This window comes from Blautia sp. OF03-13, assembly GCF_003460685.1.
Taxonomy (GTDB): Bacteria; Bacillota; Clostridia; order Lachnospirales; family Lachnospiraceae; genus Fusicatenibacter; species Fusicatenibacter saccharivorans.
On sequence record NZ_QTVR01000014.1, the window covers coordinates 60,120 to 77,212 of the forward strand.

General features: G+C 51.4%; 19 protein-coding genes and 2 pseudogenes. 17 read left to right on the plus strand and 4 right to left on the minus strand.

Annotation, left to right across the window (positions count from 1 at the left end; genetic code table 11):
• Nucleotides 1-72 precede the first annotated feature (72 nt).
• The 7 genes and pseudogenes from DXA55_RS11680 to DXA55_RS19335 form a co-directional block, all read left to right on the plus strand.
• Complete coding sequence (locus DXA55_RS11680; protein ID WP_117814272.1) at nucleotides 73-624, plus strand: 4'-phosphopantetheinyl transferase family protein; 552 nt, start codon at nucleotides 73-75, stop codon at nucleotides 622-624.
• Nucleotides 625-681: 57 nt separating this feature from the next.
• Nucleotides 682-1,689 carry a stage III sporulation protein AA gene (spoIIIAA, locus tag DXA55_RS11685; protein WP_117762191.1) on the plus strand — a complete coding sequence of 336 codons (1,008 nt, stop codon included), beginning with the start codon at nucleotides 682-684 and terminating at the stop codon, nucleotides 1,687-1,689.
• On the plus strand, nucleotides 1,689-2,204 hold the full coding sequence (locus tag DXA55_RS11690; RefSeq protein ID WP_055221399.1) for a stage III sporulation protein AB: 516 nt from the start codon (nucleotides 1,689-1,691) through the stop codon (nucleotides 2,202-2,204). Before spoIIIAA ends, DXA55_RS11690 begins: the two co-directional genes overlap by 1 nt.
• A 27-nt stretch (nucleotides 2,205-2,231) precedes the next feature.
• Complete coding sequence (gene spoIIIAC / locus DXA55_RS11695; RefSeq protein ID WP_022463192.1) at nucleotides 2,232-2,426, plus strand: stage III sporulation protein AC; 195 nt, start codon at nucleotides 2,232-2,234, stop codon at nucleotides 2,424-2,426.
• Between the two features lie 29 nt (nucleotides 2,427-2,455).
• Entirely contained in the window at nucleotides 2,456-2,839 is a 384-nt protein-coding gene (locus DXA55_RS11700) for a SpoIIIAC/SpoIIIAD family protein (RefSeq protein ID WP_055221401.1), read from the plus strand.
• Nucleotides 2,826-3,992 (plus strand): stage III sporulation protein AE, encoded by a 1,167-nt coding sequence (locus tag DXA55_RS11705; protein WP_055221402.1) that lies wholly within the window; start codon nucleotides 2,826-2,828, stop codon nucleotides 3,990-3,992. The genes DXA55_RS11700 and DXA55_RS11705 overlap by 14 nt, the downstream gene beginning before the upstream one ends.
• Nucleotides 3,964-4,095 (plus strand): annotated as a pseudogene (locus DXA55_RS19335) (DUF6783 domain-containing protein); the annotation flags it as partial. The gene DXA55_RS11705 and the pseudogene DXA55_RS19335, both read left to right, overlap by 29 nt.
• Here DXA55_RS19335 and DXA55_RS19340 read toward each other — a convergent pair.
• Nucleotides 4,045-4,173: pseudogene (locus tag DXA55_RS19340) on the minus strand (DUF6783 domain-containing protein); the annotation flags it as partial. The pseudogenes DXA55_RS19335 and DXA55_RS19340 overlap by 51 nt on opposite strands.
• A gap of 14 nt (nucleotides 4,174-4,187) precedes the next feature.
• On the opposite strand from DXA55_RS19340, the gene DXA55_RS11710 reads away from it, so the two are divergent.
• From DXA55_RS11710 to DXA55_RS11720, 3 genes are read left to right on the plus strand one after another with little or no spacing between them, the layout of a single operon-like run.
• A complete protein-coding gene (locus DXA55_RS11710; RefSeq protein ID WP_022463195.1) occupies nucleotides 4,188-4,742 on the plus strand; it encodes a stage III sporulation protein AF in 555 nt (184 codons plus the stop codon).
• Between the two features lie 4 nt (nucleotides 4,743-4,746).
• Nucleotides 4,747-5,316: a hypothetical protein gene (locus DXA55_RS11715; RefSeq protein ID WP_055264760.1), complete on the plus strand. Its 570-nt coding sequence runs from the start codon at nucleotides 4,747-4,749 to the stop codon at nucleotides 5,314-5,316.
• A 13-nt stretch (nucleotides 5,317-5,329) separates the two neighbouring features.
• Nucleotides 5,330-6,049, plus strand: a complete 720-nt coding sequence (locus tag DXA55_RS11720) for a SpoIIIAH-like family protein (RefSeq protein ID WP_242998515.1) — start codon at nucleotides 5,330-5,332, stop codon at nucleotides 6,047-6,049.
• A 71-nt stretch (nucleotides 6,050-6,120) separates the two neighbouring features.
• On the opposite strand, the gene DXA55_RS11725 is transcribed toward DXA55_RS11720, so the two are convergent.
• Complete coding sequence (locus DXA55_RS11725; RefSeq protein WP_055221407.1) at nucleotides 6,121-6,789, minus strand: energy-coupled thiamine transporter ThiT; 669 nt, start codon at nucleotides 6,787-6,789, stop codon at nucleotides 6,121-6,123.
• A gap of 326 nt (nucleotides 6,790-7,115) precedes the next feature.
• On the opposite strand from DXA55_RS11725, the gene DXA55_RS11730 reads away from it, so the two are divergent.
• The 5 genes from DXA55_RS11730 to DXA55_RS11750 all read left to right on the plus strand — a co-directional run bounded on the left by DXA55_RS11730 (nucleotide 7,116) and on the right by DXA55_RS11750 (nucleotide 12,207).
• Entirely contained in the window at nucleotides 7,116-7,733 is a 618-nt protein-coding gene (locus DXA55_RS11730) for a DUF4867 family protein (protein WP_055221409.1), read from the plus strand.
• 108 nt (nucleotides 7,734-7,841) lie between these two features.
• Nucleotides 7,842-9,308: an L-fucose/L-arabinose isomerase family protein gene (locus tag DXA55_RS11735; RefSeq protein ID WP_055221457.1), complete on the plus strand. Its 1,467-nt coding sequence runs from the start codon at nucleotides 7,842-7,844 to the stop codon at nucleotides 9,306-9,308.
• Nucleotides 9,309-9,432: 124 nt separating this feature from the next.
• Nucleotides 9,433-10,902, plus strand: coding sequence for a xylulokinase (xylB, locus tag DXA55_RS11740; protein WP_055264758.1), 1,470 nt, complete (start codon nucleotides 9,433-9,435; stop codon nucleotides 10,900-10,902).
• 21 nt (nucleotides 10,903-10,923) lie between these two features.
• Entirely contained in the window at nucleotides 10,924-11,811 is an 888-nt protein-coding gene (locus DXA55_RS11745) for an AraC family transcriptional regulator (protein ID WP_117814274.1), read from the plus strand.
• Between the two features lie 96 nt (nucleotides 11,812-11,907).
• Nucleotides 11,908-12,207 carry a YerC/YecD family TrpR-related protein gene (locus tag DXA55_RS11750; RefSeq protein ID WP_022463203.1) on the plus strand — a complete coding sequence of 100 codons (300 nt, stop codon included), beginning with the start codon at nucleotides 11,908-11,910 and terminating at the stop codon, nucleotides 12,205-12,207.
• A 58-nt stretch (nucleotides 12,208-12,265) separates the two neighbouring features.
• Here the strand turns inward: DXA55_RS11750 and DXA55_RS11755 are convergent, their stop codons facing one another.
• Nucleotides 12,266-12,886 carry a DUF1836 domain-containing protein gene (locus DXA55_RS11755; RefSeq protein ID WP_117814276.1) on the minus strand — a complete coding sequence of 207 codons (621 nt, stop codon included), beginning with the start codon at nucleotides 12,884-12,886 and terminating at the stop codon, nucleotides 12,266-12,268.
• Between the two features lie 178 nt (nucleotides 12,887-13,064).
• On the opposite strand from DXA55_RS11755, the gene pcrA reads away from it, so the two are divergent.
• Complete coding sequence (gene pcrA, locus DXA55_RS11760) at nucleotides 13,065-15,293, plus strand: DNA helicase PcrA (RefSeq protein ID WP_117814279.1); 2,229 nt, start codon at nucleotides 13,065-13,067, stop codon at nucleotides 15,291-15,293.
• 67 nt (nucleotides 15,294-15,360) lie between these two features.
• Here pcrA and DXA55_RS11765 read toward each other — a convergent pair whose 3' ends face one another.
• Entirely contained in the window at nucleotides 15,361-16,245 is an 885-nt protein-coding gene (locus DXA55_RS11765) for an N-acetylmuramoyl-L-alanine amidase (RefSeq protein ID WP_117814281.1), read from the minus strand.
• Nucleotides 16,246-16,435: 190 nt separating this feature from the next.
• Between DXA55_RS11765 and DXA55_RS11770 the strand changes: the two genes are divergently transcribed.
• Nucleotides 16,436-17,092 carry an NAD(P)-dependent oxidoreductase gene (locus DXA55_RS11770; RefSeq protein ID WP_147342018.1) on the plus strand — a complete coding sequence of 219 codons (657 nt, stop codon included), beginning with the start codon at nucleotides 16,436-16,438 and terminating at the stop codon, nucleotides 17,090-17,092.
• Nucleotide 17,093: the final 1 nt, after the last annotated feature.

Sequence of the window (17,093 nt, forward strand, 5' to 3'; positions counted from 1 at the left end):
TCGAGAAGAGACCGGGGAGCCGAAAGTTGAAAGGCTTCGCGGTCTATTTTTCTATGAAGAGGGAGAAGCAGAATGCAGGAGACGGTAGTTTATCTGAAAAAAATTACGCAGCCGGAGGGCGAAAAAAAAGAGCTGGAACGGGAACTCTCGCAGTGCGGATGGGAGCTGTTCCGGATGGGAATGAAGGAACAGTATGGGCTGGATGGAGAAAAGATAATGATCGAACGGAATGCGCACGGAAAACCGTACCTGCCAGGGCATCCGCAGATCTGTTTTAATATTTCTCATTCGGGGGAATACGCTGCCTGCGCTTTTGCTTCCATTCCGATCGGCATGGATCTGCAGCAGCACCGCCGCGCTGCCTGGGAGCGCATGGCAGAACGGTATTTTTCCGCCGAAGACCAGAAACGCCTTGCCGCAGCGGAGAATGCTGAAACGCTGTTTTTCCGGATCTGGACCGAGGAGGAGAGCTACGGCAAGTGGAGGGGAACCGGTCTTTCGGGTTCTCTTGGAACGGAAAAGAAAGAGGGCTTCTGCACACATTTCAGTCCTGAGAAAGGATATGAAGGCGCCGTCTGGGCAGCGGAGCCCGTGAAAATCTGCATGAAAAGAATAGAACCATAAAAACCGTGCATAACCTGTCCCGCCATCTCATATATATAACGATAAGAGGTGGTGAAGATGAAAAGGACAGGAAGACAAAAGGATATTGTTACGCCAGAGAAAAAACAGGAGCAAAGGGAACTTTTGCGCCTGTTTTCTGCAAATATACGGAAAATTCTGAAAAACACAGATCTGCTGGCCGATGACCTGCAGGAAATCCGTCTGCGGACCGGCGCGCCGCTTCTGGTGGTCGCAAAGGATCAGGAGTACTTTCTGACCCCGGACGGAGCACTGACCGGGGAGTGGGAGAAAGGTTATCCCGTCTCACCGACGGATATCCGCGATACGATGGATTACATAGGAAGTTTTTCCCTCTACGCCTACGAGGATGAACTGCGGCAGGGTTTTCTGACCGTGGAGGGCGGCCACCGGATCGGCATTGCCGGAAAGACGGTAATCGAAGGGGAAAAGGTGAAAGGCATCAGCCATATATCCTGCATCAACGTGCGGGTTGCTCATGAGAAAAAGGGCTGCGCGGACCGAGTGATGCCGTACCTTTGGGAAGACGGCCGTTTCCTGCACACCCTGATTGTCTCCGCACCCGGCTGCGGCAAAACGACGATGCTGCGCGATATCATCCGCCAGATTTCGGACGGGGAGTCGCCGTATCCGGGGCTGACCGTCGGTGTGGTCGATGAACGGAGCGAGATCGCAGGCTGCTATCTCGGCGTTGCGCAGAATGATGTCGGCATCCGCACCGATGTGCTCGACTGCTGTCCGAAGGCGGAGGGCATGATGATGCTGATCCGCGCCATGTCGCCCGATGTGGTGGCAGTCGATGAGATCGGAACGGGCGAGGACATCCGTGCGATCGAGTCCGTCGTTAACTGCGGGTGCAAGCTGCTCGCGACCGTGCATGGCAATTCCATGGAGGATATGAAGCAGAAGCCTCTCCTGAACCGCCTCGTGGAATCCCACGTTTTCGAGCGGTACATCGTGCTGGATGCGAAACCCCGCGCCGGAAGTGTACAGGCTATTTTTGACGGAAGAGGAACGACACTGTACCGAAGGGAGGCGTTTCTGTGATGCGGCTTGCAGTTTTACTGGCGGCTTCTCTTGCCTGCGTCGGGATCGGCTTTGCAAAGAGTGCGGCGCTGTCGGCCCATGTGAAAGATCTGGAAACACTGCAGAAAATTATCCAGTATCTGCGTGGAGAGATTGTGACGGCGGCTTCCCCGCTGCCGGATGCGTTCTGGGAGACGGGAAGGCGGATGCGGGATCCGTACCGGGATTTTTTACAGGATATTTCCGAGGATATGCGCCGCCCGGACGGAAAGACACTGCCGGCGATTCTGGAAGAGAATACGGCAGTCCACCTGGCGGACACACGCCTTACAAAAGAAGAAAAAGAAGAGCTGCAGGAGGCCGGATGCAGCCTTGGCACCGGGGACCGCGCCATGCAGAAGGCGAATCTGGACCGGTATGAGGCACGCCTTGTGCAGCGGATCGCGGAACTGCAGAAAGGATTGCCGGAAAGGAAGAGGCTCTGTCAGAGTCTTGGAATCATGGGAGGCCTTTTTTTATTTTTGATTCTGGTTTAGGGCGTGTCTGAAAACGGAGGAGCAGGCGTGGAGGTCGGGATTCTATTTAAAATCGGGGCAGTCGGGATTCTGGTATCGGTCCTGTGCCAGGTATTAAAACACAGCGGCCGGGAAGAACAGGCATTTCTTGCAAGCCTTGCCGGTCTTGTGCTGGTGCTGTTCTGGATTCTTCCCTATATTTCCGCTCTGTTTGAGGACATCAAACAACTGTTTACAATTTAAGAGCAGGGAGAAAAAACGGAGGGGATCATATGGATATACTTCGGATCGCTGCGCTTGGCACGGCGGGCGTGCTGCTTGGAATCACAGTAAAGGGAGCAAAGCCGGAATTTGCCCTCCTTGTGACGGTCGGTGCCGGCCTCTGCATTCTTGCCGGGACCGTCGGAAAAATGCAGTATCTGCTCGGCATGCTCGCACAAATGAAATCGTATCTCCCGGTGGACTCATCGTATCTGAATACACTGCTGAAAATGCTTGGGATCACGTATGTGGGGCAGTTTTCCGCCGGGATCTGTAAGGATGCGGGCTATTCTTCCATTGCAGGGCAGATTGAACTGTTCGCCCGCCTGGCGGTCCTTGCCGTCAGTATGCCAGTGCTGCTCGCTCTGCTGGAAACGGTTCATGATTTTCTGTAAAAAAGCCGGATGGGGCATGGCGCTGCTTTTTCTGTGTCTCATTTTCGGAACGGGAAGAACGCAGAAAATCGAAGCAGCGGATACCGAAACGGATCAGGCAGCAGCAGCGCAGGACGAACTTCTTGCAGAACTCGACTTCGATGCAATCCAGCAGGAAGTGGACAGCCTGCTGTCCAGCCAGCAGTTTTCTTTTGCCGGTACGGTGCGTTCTCTTTTGCAGGATGGCGATCCCTTCCGCACCTTCCGTGCCGGAAATGCCGTTCTCTCCTGTGCCAAAACAGCATTCCTTGCGCAGAAGGGGCTGATGAAGGAGCTGTTTCTCCTCGTTCTGGCAGGCGCGGTGCTCGGCAGTTTTTCCTCTCTCTTTGAAGGAAAACAGGTCAGGGACGCCAGTTTTTATATGGTCTATCTGCTTGCGCTTGCACTGATTCTGAAAAATTTCCAGTCGAGCGGGGAAAACCTGAAAGCTGTCATCACATCGCTGGTCGCTTTTATGCGGATCCTGACGCCATCCTACTATCTGGCGGCCGCGGCCGCCGGGGGCGCATCATCAGCCGTGATGTTTTATCAGATGCTCCTTCTAGTGATTCTAGCTGTCGAAAAGCTTCTGCTCGCCCTCGTCCTCCCGATGATCCATATCTATCTGCTCATCGCCCTTGTAAACGATCTTTCCGGCGAGGAGATTTTGTCCCATATGACAGAGCTGCTGGAAACCTGCGTGAACGGCCTTTTAAAATCGTCGCTCGGCGTACTTGTGGGAATGCAGATGATCCGGAATCTGATCGCACCGGCGCTCGATTCCCTGCGGCAGATGGCACTCTGGCGGACTGCCGGAATGATTCCCGGCATCGGAAATGCGGTGAATGCTGTAACCGAGTTGGTGGCAGGCTCCGCAGTGCTGATCCGCAACTGCTTTGGCGTGACGGCAATGCTGGTACTGCTCGCAGCAGGCATGGTCCCCGCCGTTCAGCTTCTCGTTTCGGGTCTTTCCTTCCGCCTTCTCGCCGCGGCGGCGCAGCCCGTCTCGGACAAGCGGATCGCGGGATGTCTTGCGGCGGCAGGAAAAGGATATGCGATGCTTCTGCGTCTCCTTCTGACCGTAGAAGTCCTGTTTCTGCTGACGATTGCAATCCTGGCGGGAACTTTTTCCTAGAGCTTGTCTGAAAAAGGCTTTTCGTGAGCTGCGAGTCCCAGTTTGTGGGAGATTTTATCCGAATGAGGGCGGCGTAGCGGGCTACGGCAACCGAATGAGGGTAAAATATACCGCAAAGTGGGGATTGCAGCTTGCGGAAATGGTTTTTCAGACACGCTCTAGCGTGTAGTTGGGCAGGCAGCGGCGGGAGGCGGCATGGTAGAAGAGATTCTGCAGTGGCTTAAGAATATTTCAATTTTTCTGATTTTTATGACAACTGTGCTGAACCTGATCCCGGAGAAGGAGGACAAGAAGCCGGTTCAGTTTTTTCTTGGAATTGTGATGGTACTGATTTTTTTCCAGCCCGTGCTAAAAGCGGGAGGTTTGGAGCAGAAAATGGCGCAGACGCTCGACCGTCTGACGCTGGAAGAGGAGGCAGCAGCAATGGAAAATGTACAGATTCGTGCAGAAAGCTTTGAAAAACAGTATTACGTGGGCGCCTGGGAAAAAGAGACGGAGCGCCAGATCCGGATGTATCTGTCAGAGAGCGGCATTCCGGGGGCAGCCGTTTCGGTAACGCTGGAGCCGGGAAACACCGGTGAGGCAAAAGAGATCCGCATTGAAGCGCCGATGCGGCAGACGAGCATTTACCGCGAAGAACAGAAAAAACAGCGGGAAATGCTCGATGAAAAGCTGACAGAGATCAAAAGTGTTTTAAGTGAGGTCTACGGAACCGATCCGGCGCATATTATGGTAGAGATTTCGGAATAGGCCTATGAGGGAAAAGGCAGCGGCGTTTTTCCGGAAACAGAAAAAGGAGCAGTGGATGCTGTACTTCCTGCTGGCGGCAATCGGCGTTGTCCTGCTGCTGCCGACGGGAACAAAAAAGACCGGTGAGGAGACAGAACAGCCGCAGGAGACGGCTGCGCGTCCGGCGGGAGATGCGGGACTTTCGGTGCAGGAGGAGATGGAACAGCGCCTTTGTGACGCACTTTCCCAGATGGACGGTGTGGGCGCAGTGCACGTCGTGGTGACGCTGGAATCCACAGGAAAAAAGATTGTGGAAAAAGATGTTCCAACGCGGAGCACAACGGAGGAAAACAAGAAGGGAGAGGAGACCGGAAGCGTTACATCCTCGTCGCAGGATGAGGCAACTGTCTATGAAAAGACACAGAACGGGGCCGAGACACCGTATGTGGTTTCCGAGGAGTACCCGGCAGTGCGCGGCGTGCTCGTTATCGCAGAAGGCGGGGGAAACCCGGTGACGATACAGGAGATTCAGGAGGCCGTGATGGCATTATTTCAGGTGGGCGCAAATAAGATTAAAGTAGTCAAAATGAAGTAAAGGAGTCAAATGCGTGGAAAAATTAGAACAGGAAATGAATGCACCTGAGAAAATGGCAGAGACACCATCGCCGAAAAAGACGGCCGGGAAAAAGAAAAAATTCCGGAAAAACCAGGTCATCATCACCGCCCTTGCGATCATGATTGCCGTCGCCGGATACATCAACTATGCGGACAGCACCCTGTCCACCAAAGGAACGGCAGACGGAACCACCGCAGACACAAGCACCGTATTAAAAGACATCTCCAGCCTTGACACCGACATCACCGATGAGGTGGACGCCGGAGCCGCTGGCGATTCCTCGCGGACCATCACAGAAACACCGGGAGAGGCTGTCCTTGCCGGGGCATCTACATACATGGCCCAGGCCAAAATCGACCGGGAACAGATCCGTTCCCAGAATAAAGACACCTTAAACGAAATCATCAACAACACCAACCTCTCCGAAACCGAGCGCCAGAGCGCCGTCCAGAGCATGGTGGAAATGACGGAACTCGTAGAAAAAGAGTCGGCAACCGAACTCCTCCTCGAAGCCAAAGGCTTCAACGATGTCGTCGTAAACCTGACCGGCGAAACCGCCGACATCGTCGTTCCGATGAAAGAAGTAACCGAGGAACAGCGTGCCCAGATCGAAGACATCGTAACCCGCAAAACCGGAATCGGCGTAGAAAACATCGTCATCACCCCCATGAGTTCCGCCGCCGACACAGCCGCAGAGGAGAGTGCTCAGTAAATTTTGATATCCACGTAAAAAATCCGGAAACGCAAAATCATGCGTTCCCGGATTTTTTCACGTAATTCTATTTAATTTGCACCATGTGCCGTTCTTGCAACCGTCTGCAGTGCTTTCTTCACCGGCGGCAGCGAGATCAGAATCACCGTCAGTACACCTTCAGCCAGCAGATAGCTGTAGTTGTAAATAATCGGATACAGCGCCTTCAAAGACTGCGGGAAATTCTCCGGCATATAATCCATCCAGTACAGATATCCGCCTAACGTATGGAAAAATCCCCTCGCCAGCACAGCCACAATATACCCGATCAGCAGCCCGTTTTTCTTCTTTCCAAAGAATCCGGCCACACCCAGCGCCGCAAACGCAAACACATAATCACAGCACACCTGGAACAGCGACAGCACATACGGCCCCTGGATAAACTGCAGCAGTCCATAAGCAAAACCAACGAGAATACCCGTCTTCGCCCCATACCAGTTCGCAATCAGCACAATAAACAGCATCGAAAACAACGTAACCGATCCCCCGTACGGCAGCTCAAACACCTTCACATACGAAGTCACAAACGCCAGCGCCATCCCCATCGCACAAAACGCCAGCTTCCTTGCATCCATTCCCGTCCCCTTACTCTTCTGAGCAGAAAGAACCGAAGCAATCACCACCAGCGCCACCATCAGCACCACGCATCCAACATAACCGGCCGTCGTCAGTCCGCCGTCAGCAGTAACAAAAAAACTCATAAAAAAACCTCCTTCGCATTCCGCTTGGAGGGGCTCACATAAAAACACAGTCCCGAATCACCTCCGAAACCACGTTCCAGCTTCCCTACGCAGGAATTATCCCGTTCAGGTAGTGAGGTCCGTGAGCTTATCCCTGTCCCACGTTCTCAGCCAAAGGCTCCCCTAGCGTCTTATTATTTTAACGTATTAAAGTATACCAACCTCCCCCTTATTTGTCAACCCGTCCGTTTTTTCATCCAAATACATGTTGACAAGAAGTACATACAAGTGCTATATTACAATTAGTTCAATCATTAAACTAATTGTACGAAAGGAGCACCAACACAATGCAGATTCTGAAAGTAACAGACGAAGCATTCCGCCAGTACGGCAAAGTCATCAAAGACCTCGACGTCAGCGACATCATCACCGCCATGTCCGAGACCCCATGTCCCGACGACGTAGTCTACGAGCCTTCCATTGAAAGCCTCGAAGCCTGCAAAAGCGCCCAGTCCGTATCCGACAGCCTCTACGGCGGCATGCCGATCCAGATCGGCTACTGCAACGGCCACAACCATTTACTGAACGCCGTAGAATACCACCGCGACAGCGAAATCAACATCGCCGTAACCGACCTGATCCTGATCCTCGGAAAAGAACAGGACATCACCGAAGACCACACCTACGACTCATCCAAAATGGAGGCCTTCTTAATCCCGGCCGGAACCACCATTGAAGTCTACGCAACCACCCTCCACTACGCACCATGCAACGTGGCAGCCAGCGGCTTCAAATGCGTCGTAGTCCTTCCAAAAGGAACCAATACCGACATCACCCTGGAAGAAAAACACACCCCGGAAGACGACCTGCTCTTCGCCAGAAACAAATGGCTCTTAAGCCACCCGGATGCAAACATCGCCGGAAGCGTAGCAGGCATCAAAGGAGAAAACCTCTCGGTAAAATAAAACCAGAGACAAAACCAGAAATCAGAAACACTGCCCCAAAAGAGCAGTTCTGAACATAAAAAGAAACCAAAAACCAAGAAAACCCAAAAAGGAGGATCTTCAAAAATGATCAACAATACACCGGAAATCAAATTAGGTATCGTTGCAGTAAGCCGTGACTGCTTCCCGAACAGCCTTTCCGAGAACAGAAGAAAAGCAGTCGTAAAAGCATACGACGGAGAAATCTACGAATGTCCAATCATCGTCGAGAATGAAATCGACATGATGAACGCACTCGAAGACCTGAAAAAAGCAGAGTGTGATGCACTTGTTGTATACCTTGGAAACTTCGGACCGGAGACCGAGGAAACCCTGCTTGTAAAATACTTCGACGGACCTTGCATGGTAGTAGCAGCAGCAGAAGAGACCGGCGACGACCTTGTAGGCGGACGCGGCGATGCATACTGCGGCGTTCTGAACGCAAGCTACAACCTGAAACTGCGCAACCTGCACGCATACATTCCGGAGTACCCGGTTGGCGATGCAGAAGACGTAGCAGCCATGATCAAAGATTTCGTACCGGTTGCAACTGCAGTTGTAGCTGTTAAGAACCTGAAAATCATCAGCTTCGGACCGCGTCCGACCAACTTCCTGGCATGTAACGCACCGATCAAACAGCTGTACAACCTCGGCGTAGAAATTGAAGAGAACTCCGAGCTTGACCTGTTTGAAGCATTCAACAAACACGCAGGCGACGAGAGAATCCCGGCAGTCGTAGAAGATATGGCAAAAGAGCTCGGCGAAGGAAACCTGAAACCGGAAATCCTGCCGAAACTGGCTCAGTACGAGATCACCCTGTTAGACTGGATCGAAGCACACAAAGGATCCAGAAAATACGTAACCCTGACCGGAAAATGCTGGCCGGCATTCCAGACACAGTTCGGATTCGTTCCTTGCTATGTCAACAGCCGTCTGACCAAGATGGGCATCCCGGTATCCTGTGAGGTAGATATCTACGGAACACTGTCCGAGTTCATCGGAACCGTTGTATCCAAAGACACCGTAACACTCCTCGACATCAACAACACCGTTCCGAAGGATATGTATGAAAGCGAAATCAAAGGCAAATTTGATTACACCTTAAAAGATACCTTCATGGGATTCCACTGCGGAAATACCGCTTCCACCAAACTGGCATTCTGCTCTATGAAATATCAGATGATCATGGCAAGAACCCTTCCGGAAGAAGTAACACAGGGTACCCTCGAGGGAGATATCGTTCCTGGAGACATCACCTTCTATCGTCTGCAGAGCACATCTGACGCAAAACTGCGCGGATACATCGCAGAGGGCGAGGTTCTTCCTGTAGCAACACGTTCCTTCGGAAGCATCGGTATCTTCGCTATTCCGGAGATGGGCAGATTCTACCGTCACGTACTGGTAGAGAAAAACTATCCGCATCACGGCGCAGTAGCATTCGGACACTTCGGAAAACCGTTATTCGAAGTATTCAAAATGCTCGGTGTTGAAGTAGATGAGATCGGCTACAACCAGCCGAAGGGTGTTCGTTACCCGACAGAGAATCCGTGGGGCTAATCCGTTCCGGAAGATTCACTGAAAAATAAGAAAGATATGCAGTAACGCATAAGCAAAAGGGCGGAGCAGAGATCTAGGTCTGCTGCCGCCCTTTTTGAAAAAGAGTAGAAAAAGGAGATTCGACATGTATTTTATTGGTGTTGACCTTGGTACTTCCGCTGTCAAACTGCTTCTGATGGACGAGGAAGGCAAAATTGTAAATATTGTATCGAGAGAGTATCCGCTGTATTTCCCGCATCCAGGCTGGTCTGAGCAGAAACCGGAAGACTGGTGGGAGCAGAGCAAAGAGGGAATCCGCGAGCTGGTAAAAGACGTAGACAAATCCCAGGTAGCCGGCATCAGCTTCGGCGGCCAGATGCATGGCCTTGTCATCCTGGATGAGAACGATAACGTCATCCGCCCGGCGATCCTCTGGAACGACGGCCGTACCGCAAAACAGACCGATTATCTGAACACCGTAATCGGAAAAGAAAAACTCTCCGAGTACACCGCAAACATTGCATTTGCAGGCTTTACCGCACCGAAGATTCTCTGGGTGAAAGAAAATGAGCCGGATAACTTCGCAAAAATCTGCAAAATCATGCTTCCAAAAGATTACCTGGCATACCGTCTCTCCGGCGCATTCGTAAGCGACTACTCCGATGCATCGGGCATGCTTCTGATGGATGTCAAGAACAAATGCTGGTCTAAAGAGATGGCAGAAATCTGCGGTATTTCCCTGGAGATGCTGCCGGAGCTCCATGAGAGCTTTGACGCTGTCGGAACCTTAAAACCGGAAGTAGCAGCAGAACTTGGACTGCCGGAGACCTGTAAAGTTGTAGCAGGAGCCGGAGACAACGCAGCAGCCGCAGTCGGAACCGGAACCGTAGGCGACGGCATGTGCAACGTTTCCCTTGGTACAAGCGGAACCGTATTCATTTCCAGCAGCAAATTCGGCGTAGACAGCCACAATGCCCTGCACGCATTCGCACACGCAGACGGCCACTATCACCTGATGGGATGCATGCTGAGTGCAGCTTCCTGCAACAAATGGTGGATGGATGAAATCATCCGCACAAAAGAATATACAAAAGAGCAGGAGAACATCACAAAACTTGGCGAGAATAATGTCTTCTTCCTGCCGTATCTGATGGGCGAGCGTTCCCCGCACAACAACCCGGATGCAAGAGGAACCTTTATCGGCCTGACCATGGACACCACAAGAGAGGATATGACCCAGGCTGTTCTCGAGGGCGTTGCCTTTGCGATCCGCGATTCCTTTGAGGTAGCAAAATCCCTCGGCATCCAGATCGAGAGAACGAAAATCTGCGGAGGCGGTGCAAAGAGCCCGCTGTGGAGACGCATGATCGCAAACGTGCTGAACATCAAAGTGGACCGTATTGAGTCCGAGGAAGGCCCGGCACTTGGCGGAGCCATGCTGGCAGCCGTTGCCTGCGGTGTCTTTTCATCCGTAGAAGAGGCGGCAGAAAAAATTGTTCGTGTGACAGAGACCATCGAGCCGGAACCGGAACTGGTTGAGAAATATGAGCACCAGTATCAGAAATTTGCAAAGATTTATCCGACCGTAAAAGATCTGTTTACAGAGCTGCTGTAATAAAAAGAGGTAAGAAATAAGATGAAGAAAGTGGAACATGGGAAAACATTTGACCGGAATGCAGCAAACCCGCCGGCGTTTGAAATCTTTCACAACACCGTGACAGAAGGCTATCCGAAGCACTGGCATACCGCAATTGAAATTATCATGCCGACCAGAGGCGAATATGAGGTTGTTGTCGGAAAAGACAGCTATAATCTCAAAGAGGGCGACATCATTATGATCAATTCCGGCGTTGTACACGGAATGAGATTCGTATCCCAGGGAGAACGGATTGTCATGCTGGTGGAACCGGGCTGTGTGGAGAATCAAGAAGAAATGGAAACAATTTTCCTGCGGCTTCCGGCCATCTACTTCAAAAAAGAGGATGAGGAAGATCCCTTCTATCTGTTTCTACGCAGCCAGATTCTGGAAATGGTGCGGGAATACGATAATGAGAGCGCAGTGATGACGCACAGAATCTGTACCGGCCTCAAAGAGCTTTTTTCAGAGTTTGGCCGTAAGGGCTTTTCGGATGCCAACGCGCAGAATACGTTCGGGGCAATGAAGCAGCAGGAATATATAGAGGCTGTTTTAAGCGCCTGCCGTTATATCAATGTCCATTACATGGAGAATCTTTCTCTCGAGGAAGTAGCTGCGGTCAGCGGATTTTCCAAGTTCCACTTTACCAGAATTTTCAAGCAGTACATGAACATGACATTCTATGAGTACCTCAATTCTAAACGCGTCAAACGCGCAGAGGAGCTTCTGTACGACAAAAAGATGAGTATCACGGATGTGGCGATGAATTCCGGATTCTCTTCTTTAAGTGCCTTCAACCGTACCTTCAAGACGGTAAAGGCCTGTTCGCCGAGCGATTACCGCAGACAACGGGAGTCGATGGTACAGGCTTTGCTGATGCAGGGATAAAAGGACTTGTATTTCACACTTTACTGTGCTAAAATGGTAGTATTCCGAGTTATAAGAATGAGATGGGGACTTAATTTTCGTACAGGAGGGCTTGAAATGAACAAGAAACTTCATTCAGAAGCAGTAGACCAGCTTTTTGAGGCAATTTTGTGTCTGAAGAATAAGGAAGAATGCTATACTTTTTTTGAGGATGTATGCACCATCAATGAACTGCTTTCGCTGTCGCAGCGGTTTGAAGTGGCGAAAATGCTGCGGGAGAAGAGAACGTATCTGGAAATCTCCGAAAAGACGGGAGCATCCACGGCGACGATCAGCCGCGTGAACCGTTCCTTAAGCTATGGAAACGACGGATATGAGATGGTGTTTGAACGGATGGAAAAGAAAGAAAATGTGTAAAATCAAAAAAGACGGTGCGATTCCAACGCAGCCGTCTTTTTTGATTACACGTTTGCTCTTAATTTTTCTTTTTCGGATCAGAAGGCGCCGCGAGGGATGCCAGTTCATCCACCATGTGCTCGATCATCTGTTTTTTCAGATAGACATCGAAACTCAGCAGACAGATAAACGAAAAGAGCTGGAGAAATTCCCGGTCCTCCTCCGGTGAGCTGCCGAACATGGACTTGGATACATCCGCTTTTTTCAGAAGATCTTCTTTTACGGATGCAATTTCTTCTTTTTCCATCTGGAAAATTTCGTCGTAGATATCTTTGATGGAAAAGCCGCTCTCCGTGCCGAAATACCGATTGGTGATCGGGGCGAGCAGTGTCTGGATATCCGTGATCGAGAGGATGTTTTTAAAGTAGTAAATAAAAACCAGAAGCATCATGTGCTCCGGCGAATATTTCTTTTTGACCGGCGGCGGGAGCAGCTTGTTTTTTGCATAGTTGTTGATCATTGTTTTTGTCAGAACCTTATCGGACTCGAAGCGGCGCGAAGAAGCGAGCTGTGCGTCCATAAAGGTCGTGACCTGGTCCATATATAAAGCAATGTTCGGGATTTCCCCCGGGCGGATGCCTTCGAGAGAATCCAGTGAATTCAGTAAATCATGAAGAATTTTATCTGAGTCTATCGTCATTTGTTATCACCTCACTGTTCCCATTATATAGTTTTTAATACCAGATAGCAAGGACTTTGCGAAAAAAGTTTCCATGATAAAAATGCAACGTATGTTCGTTCTTACTTGTAACCGGGGCGGATTTGTTATATACTGAGATGCATGTGAAAAGATTCGAAGCAGATGAAGGAGAAAGAACATGAATCAGACAGAAACAGGATTAAACCCGATGCAGATGGAAGCTGTGGAGTACACCGAAGGGCCGCTTCTGATCCTTGCAGGTGCCGGTTCGGGAAAGACGAGGGTACTGACGCACCGCATCGCCTCCCTAATCCGGGACAAAGGCGTCAATCCGTGGAATATTATGGCGATCACCTTTACGAACAAGGCCGCCGGAGAAATGCGTGAGCGTGTCGATAAAATCGTGGGATACGGATCGGAGCGGATCTGGGTCAGCACCTTCCATTCCAGCTGCGTGCGGATTCTGCGCCGCCATGCTGAACGTCTGGGATACGCCAACAATTTTGCAATTTACGATACCGATGACCAGAAATCGCTGATCAAGGACATCATGAAACGGCTCCAGATGGATCCGAAACTGTACCGCGACCGTGCGATCATGGCGGCAATTTCGTCCGCAAAGGATGAGATGATCGAGCCGGACCAGTACCGGATTGACGCGGGAATCGACTGGAAGCTGCAGAAGTATGCGGCAGTTTATGCGGAGTATCAGGCAGAGTTAAAGAAAAACAATGCGATGGACTTCGATGATCTGCTGGTACAGACCGTAAAATTATTCCAGCAGTTCCCGGAAGTGCTCGACTATTATCAGGAGCAGTTCCGCTATATCATGGTCGATGAGTATCAGGATACCAACACGGTTCAGTTCCGCTTTGTGAGCCTTCTGGCGGCAAAATACCGCAATCTCTGCGTTGTCGGCGATGATGATCAGTCGATCTACAAATTCCGCGGGGCGAATATTGAAAATATTCTGAGTTTTGAGCATGTATTCCCGGATGCGAAGGTCATTAAACTGGAGCAGAATTACCGTTCCACGCAGAATATTCTGAATGCGGCAAATGAAGTGATTGCGAATAACCAGGGACGAAAAGCAAAACGCCTGTGGACAGAGAACCCGGAGGGTGACCTGATCGATCTGCGGCAGTTCCAGAGCGGTTTTGAGGAGGCGGAGTACGTGGCAGGAGAAATCACGCGCGGCGTCCGCACGGAGGGAAAGAAGTACCGTGATTATGCAATTCTCTACCGTACCAACGCACAGTCCCGTCTTTTTGAGGAGAAACTGCTGCTTGCAAATGTTCCATATAAAATCGTGGGCGGTGTCAACTTCTATGCGAGACGCGAGATCAAGGATCTGCTGGCGTATCTGCGTGTGATCGAGAACCCGGAGGATGACCTTGCGGTACTGCGTATCATCAACGTTCCGCGGCGCGGTATCGGAGCGGCGACGATCAACAAAGTGCAGGACTGGGAGGCAGAGCAGGGCATCCGTTTCTACGATGCGCTTCTCGAGGCCGAGTATGTGCCGGGGCTGATGCGGTCTTTAAATAAGATTAAATCCTTCACGTCCTTTTTACAGGTACTCCGCGCGAAAGCAGATTATCTGTCGGTCAAAGAGCTGCTGAATGAAATCATCGAGGAGACCGGCTATGTAGCAGATCTGCAGGCGGAGGGAACCGAAGAAGCGGCAGCCCGCATCGAGAACATCGACGAGCTGATTTCAAAGATTGCGGATTATGAGGAGAGCGCCGAACAGCCATCTCTCGGTGGTTTTCTGCAGGAGGTTGCGCTGGTGTCTGATATCGACTCGGTGGATGAGGAGAGCGATTACGTGCTGTTGATGACACTGCATTCCGCAAAAGGACTGGAGTTCCCGAACGTATTCCTTGCCGGCATGGAGGATGGTATTTTCCCGAGCTACATGACGATCACCGGAGATGATCCGTCGGAGCTGGAGGAGGAGCGCCGTCTCTGCTACGTGGGCATCACGCGTGCGATGCAGCATCTGACATTGACGTGTGCGCGCCAGAGAATGATCCGCGGCGAAGTGCAGTACAACAAGATGTCCCGTTTTGTCAAAGAGATTCCGCGGGAGCTGATTTCCCTGGAGCGGGAGCGCGGGGAGATCGAAGACCAGAAGCCGAAGATGGACATTCCGACGAGAGGCAGCGTCTATGCGGCGATGAAGCAGGCATTCCGCGAGAAGCCGCAGCAGGCGAAAACCTTCAGCGCGCAGAAGGCGACGAAACTCGATTACGAAATCGGGGATACGGTGCGCCATATCAAGTTCGGTGTCGGCATCGTCACGGATATCGTGGACGGCGGAAGAGATTATGAAGTTACCGTCAACTTCGACCAGGCTGGTACGAAGAAAATGTTTGCTTCGTTTGCAAAACTGAAAAAGTTATAAGGAGAACGAGAGCGTGTCGGAAAACAAAATTCCGGCACGCTCTTTTTTCGACTGATGCGTCAGACGCTCAGGTGGTAATCAGGGTGGAATAGCCGTCGCGGCGCAGGCGGCGTTCCATCAGAATGGCATTTCCGAGCTGGCGGTAAGCGCCGACCTGGACCTTGAAAAAGCCGTCCTCGGCGAGAAGAAAAGCGGGATAGCCCTGGTCGAGAAGGTCGTAAAGCATACGGTCGGCATTCTGGCGGATGCGGAAAAGGCCGGTCTGGACACGGTAGAAGGTTTCCGGTGTGTCGGAAGGATTTTCCTGTTCCGGCGGCGTGGGACGGGGCGAAGCGGAAGCAGTGACGGTATCCGCTGTTGAAACGGACGGACGGGCGGCTTCCGTTTCCGCAGCGCGCCGGTCAGCCTCCGTGACCGTCTCGAGATCCAGCGTTCCAAGCACTGCATCCGCGATGGCGCGGGCGATTTCTTCCTGCTTTTCATCGTAGAGCGTATTGTCCTGCTCATTGTTCAGAAAGCCGGTTTCAATCAGAAGAGCCGGCATTTTCGTCCGCCGCAGAACAACAAGCCCTGGCCGTGCCTTGACACCGAGATTCCGGAATCCCAGCTCCGAGAGCGCGCCGTTAATGTTTTCTGCCATTGTCTGTTTGATGTCGGAGTTGTCATAGACAAGCGTTTCCACGCCGGTATACTGGTTCGGTTCCTCCGAAGAATTCCGGTGAAAAGAAATAAAAAAGTCGGCATCCGCCTGATTGGCCATCTGCGCCTTTTCAAACGGCGTCTGATAAACATCGGTTGTGCGGGTATAAATGACAGAGACACCCTGCCGGGAAAGAAGCTCGCCGACCGCGATGGCGAGGGAAAGATTGTCATCCTTTTCCCTGCGTCCCTCATAGACAGCGCCCGGATCACTTCCCCCGTGTCCGGCATCGATTACGATAGTATAGGGCATAAGATCAAAGCTCCTGAAAATACGGTTCTACTTACGATATGAAGAAAGGACGAAAAAGGTTATACTTTTTTTAGTTTTATTTCATTGTATCGTATACGGGCGGTGTGTTAGAATAGGAGATAACATTAGGAAAGTGTGTCAAAAAATCTGCGGAGGATACAAAAGACACACAGATGAGAGTGAGGATTTCATGAAAATTACAATATTCAGTCTGGGGGGACTGCTTGGGCAGTATGTGACCAACACGGCGCTTCTTCACGGCGCACAGGTGACCGCCTACGTGCCGGATGCAAAAGCGATCTGGCCGAGAAAAAATATGACCGTGATTGAGGGAAGCCTTCAGAACCGGGAACGCGTGCTGGAGGCACTGCTGGAAGCGGATGCAGTCATCAGCGTGCTGACTCCGATGCGTGTGAAACATGTAAAAGAAGAGGAGACACCGCTGGCTGACGGAAACGCGATGATTCTCTCGGCCATGAAGCAGCTTGGAAAAACGCGGTTTGTGACGGTAGGCCATGTCTGCATTCATGCGTTTGGAGACTGCGAGGACAAATACCAGAGAATGAGTACGAAATTCATGCAGATTTTCTGGCCAGGTGTCTATAAAGATATGCAGAAGATGGGACAGGTTCTGGCACGGAGCGATCTGAACTGGACACTGGTGCGGACGTGTCCGGGAAGAGACGGGAAAGTGAAAAAGGTAGGGCAGAACTGCAGTATTTCGCTGGACGGCAGCCAGTTCCGGCCTGGATACTCGAGAGAGGCCCTGGCGGAATTTCTGTACGAGGCGGCCGCCGATCAGCAGATGTACAGCAGAAAAATGCCCATTTTTTACAGAGAGGGGTAAG

What these genes read in the sequence shown, in the direction of transcription:
- pcrA (WP_117814279.1), top strand. Translation starts at nt 13,065, where the DNA reads ATGAATCAGACAGAAACAGGATTAAACCCGATGCAGATGGAAGCTGTG.
- DXA55_RS11715 (WP_055264760.1), top strand. Translation starts at nt 4,747, where the DNA reads ATGAGGGAAAAGGCAGCGGCGTTTTTCCGGAAACAGAAAAAGGAGCAG.
- DXA55_RS11750 (WP_022463203.1), top strand. Translation starts at nt 11,908, where the DNA reads ATGAACAAGAAACTTCATTCAGAAGCAGTAGACCAGCTTTTTGAGGCA.
- spoIIIAA (WP_117762191.1), top strand. Translation starts at nt 682, where the DNA reads ATGAAAAGGACAGGAAGACAAAAGGATATTGTTACGCCAGAGAAAAAA.
- xylB (WP_055264758.1), top strand. Translation starts at nt 9,433, where the DNA reads ATGTATTTTATTGGTGTTGACCTTGGTACTTCCGCTGTCAAACTGCTT.
- DXA55_RS11755 (WP_117814276.1), bottom strand. Translation starts at nt 12,886, where the DNA reads ATGACGATAGACTCAGATAAAATTCTTCATGATTTACTGAATTCACTG.
- DXA55_RS11730 (WP_055221409.1), top strand. Translation starts at nt 7,116, where the DNA reads ATGCAGATTCTGAAAGTAACAGACGAAGCATTCCGCCAGTACGGCAAA.
- DXA55_RS11710 (WP_022463195.1), top strand. Translation starts at nt 4,188, where the DNA reads ATGGTAGAAGAGATTCTGCAGTGGCTTAAGAATATTTCAATTTTTCTG.
- DXA55_RS11770 (WP_147342018.1), top strand. Translation starts at nt 16,436, where the DNA reads ATGAAAATTACAATATTCAGTCTGGGGGGACTGCTTGGGCAGTATGTG.
- DXA55_RS11700 (WP_055221401.1), top strand. Translation starts at nt 2,456, where the DNA reads ATGGATATACTTCGGATCGCTGCGCTTGGCACGGCGGGCGTGCTGCTT.
- DXA55_RS11765 (WP_117814281.1), bottom strand. Translation starts at nt 16,245, where the DNA reads ATGCCCTATACTATCGTAATCGATGCCGGACACGGGGGAAGTGATCCG.
- DXA55_RS11725 (WP_055221407.1), bottom strand. Translation starts at nt 6,789, where the DNA reads ATGAGTTTTTTTGTTACTGCTGACGGCGGACTGACGACGGCCGGTTAT.
- DXA55_RS11705 (WP_055221402.1), top strand. Translation starts at nt 2,826, where the DNA reads ATGATTTTCTGTAAAAAAGCCGGATGGGGCATGGCGCTGCTTTTTCTG.
- DXA55_RS11690 (WP_055221399.1), top strand. Translation starts at nt 1,689, where the DNA reads ATGCGGCTTGCAGTTTTACTGGCGGCTTCTCTTGCCTGCGTCGGGATC.
- DXA55_RS11745 (WP_117814274.1), top strand. Translation starts at nt 10,924, where the DNA reads ATGAAGAAAGTGGAACATGGGAAAACATTTGACCGGAATGCAGCAAAC.
- DXA55_RS11680 (WP_117814272.1), top strand. Translation starts at nt 73, where the DNA reads ATGCAGGAGACGGTAGTTTATCTGAAAAAAATTACGCAGCCGGAGGGC.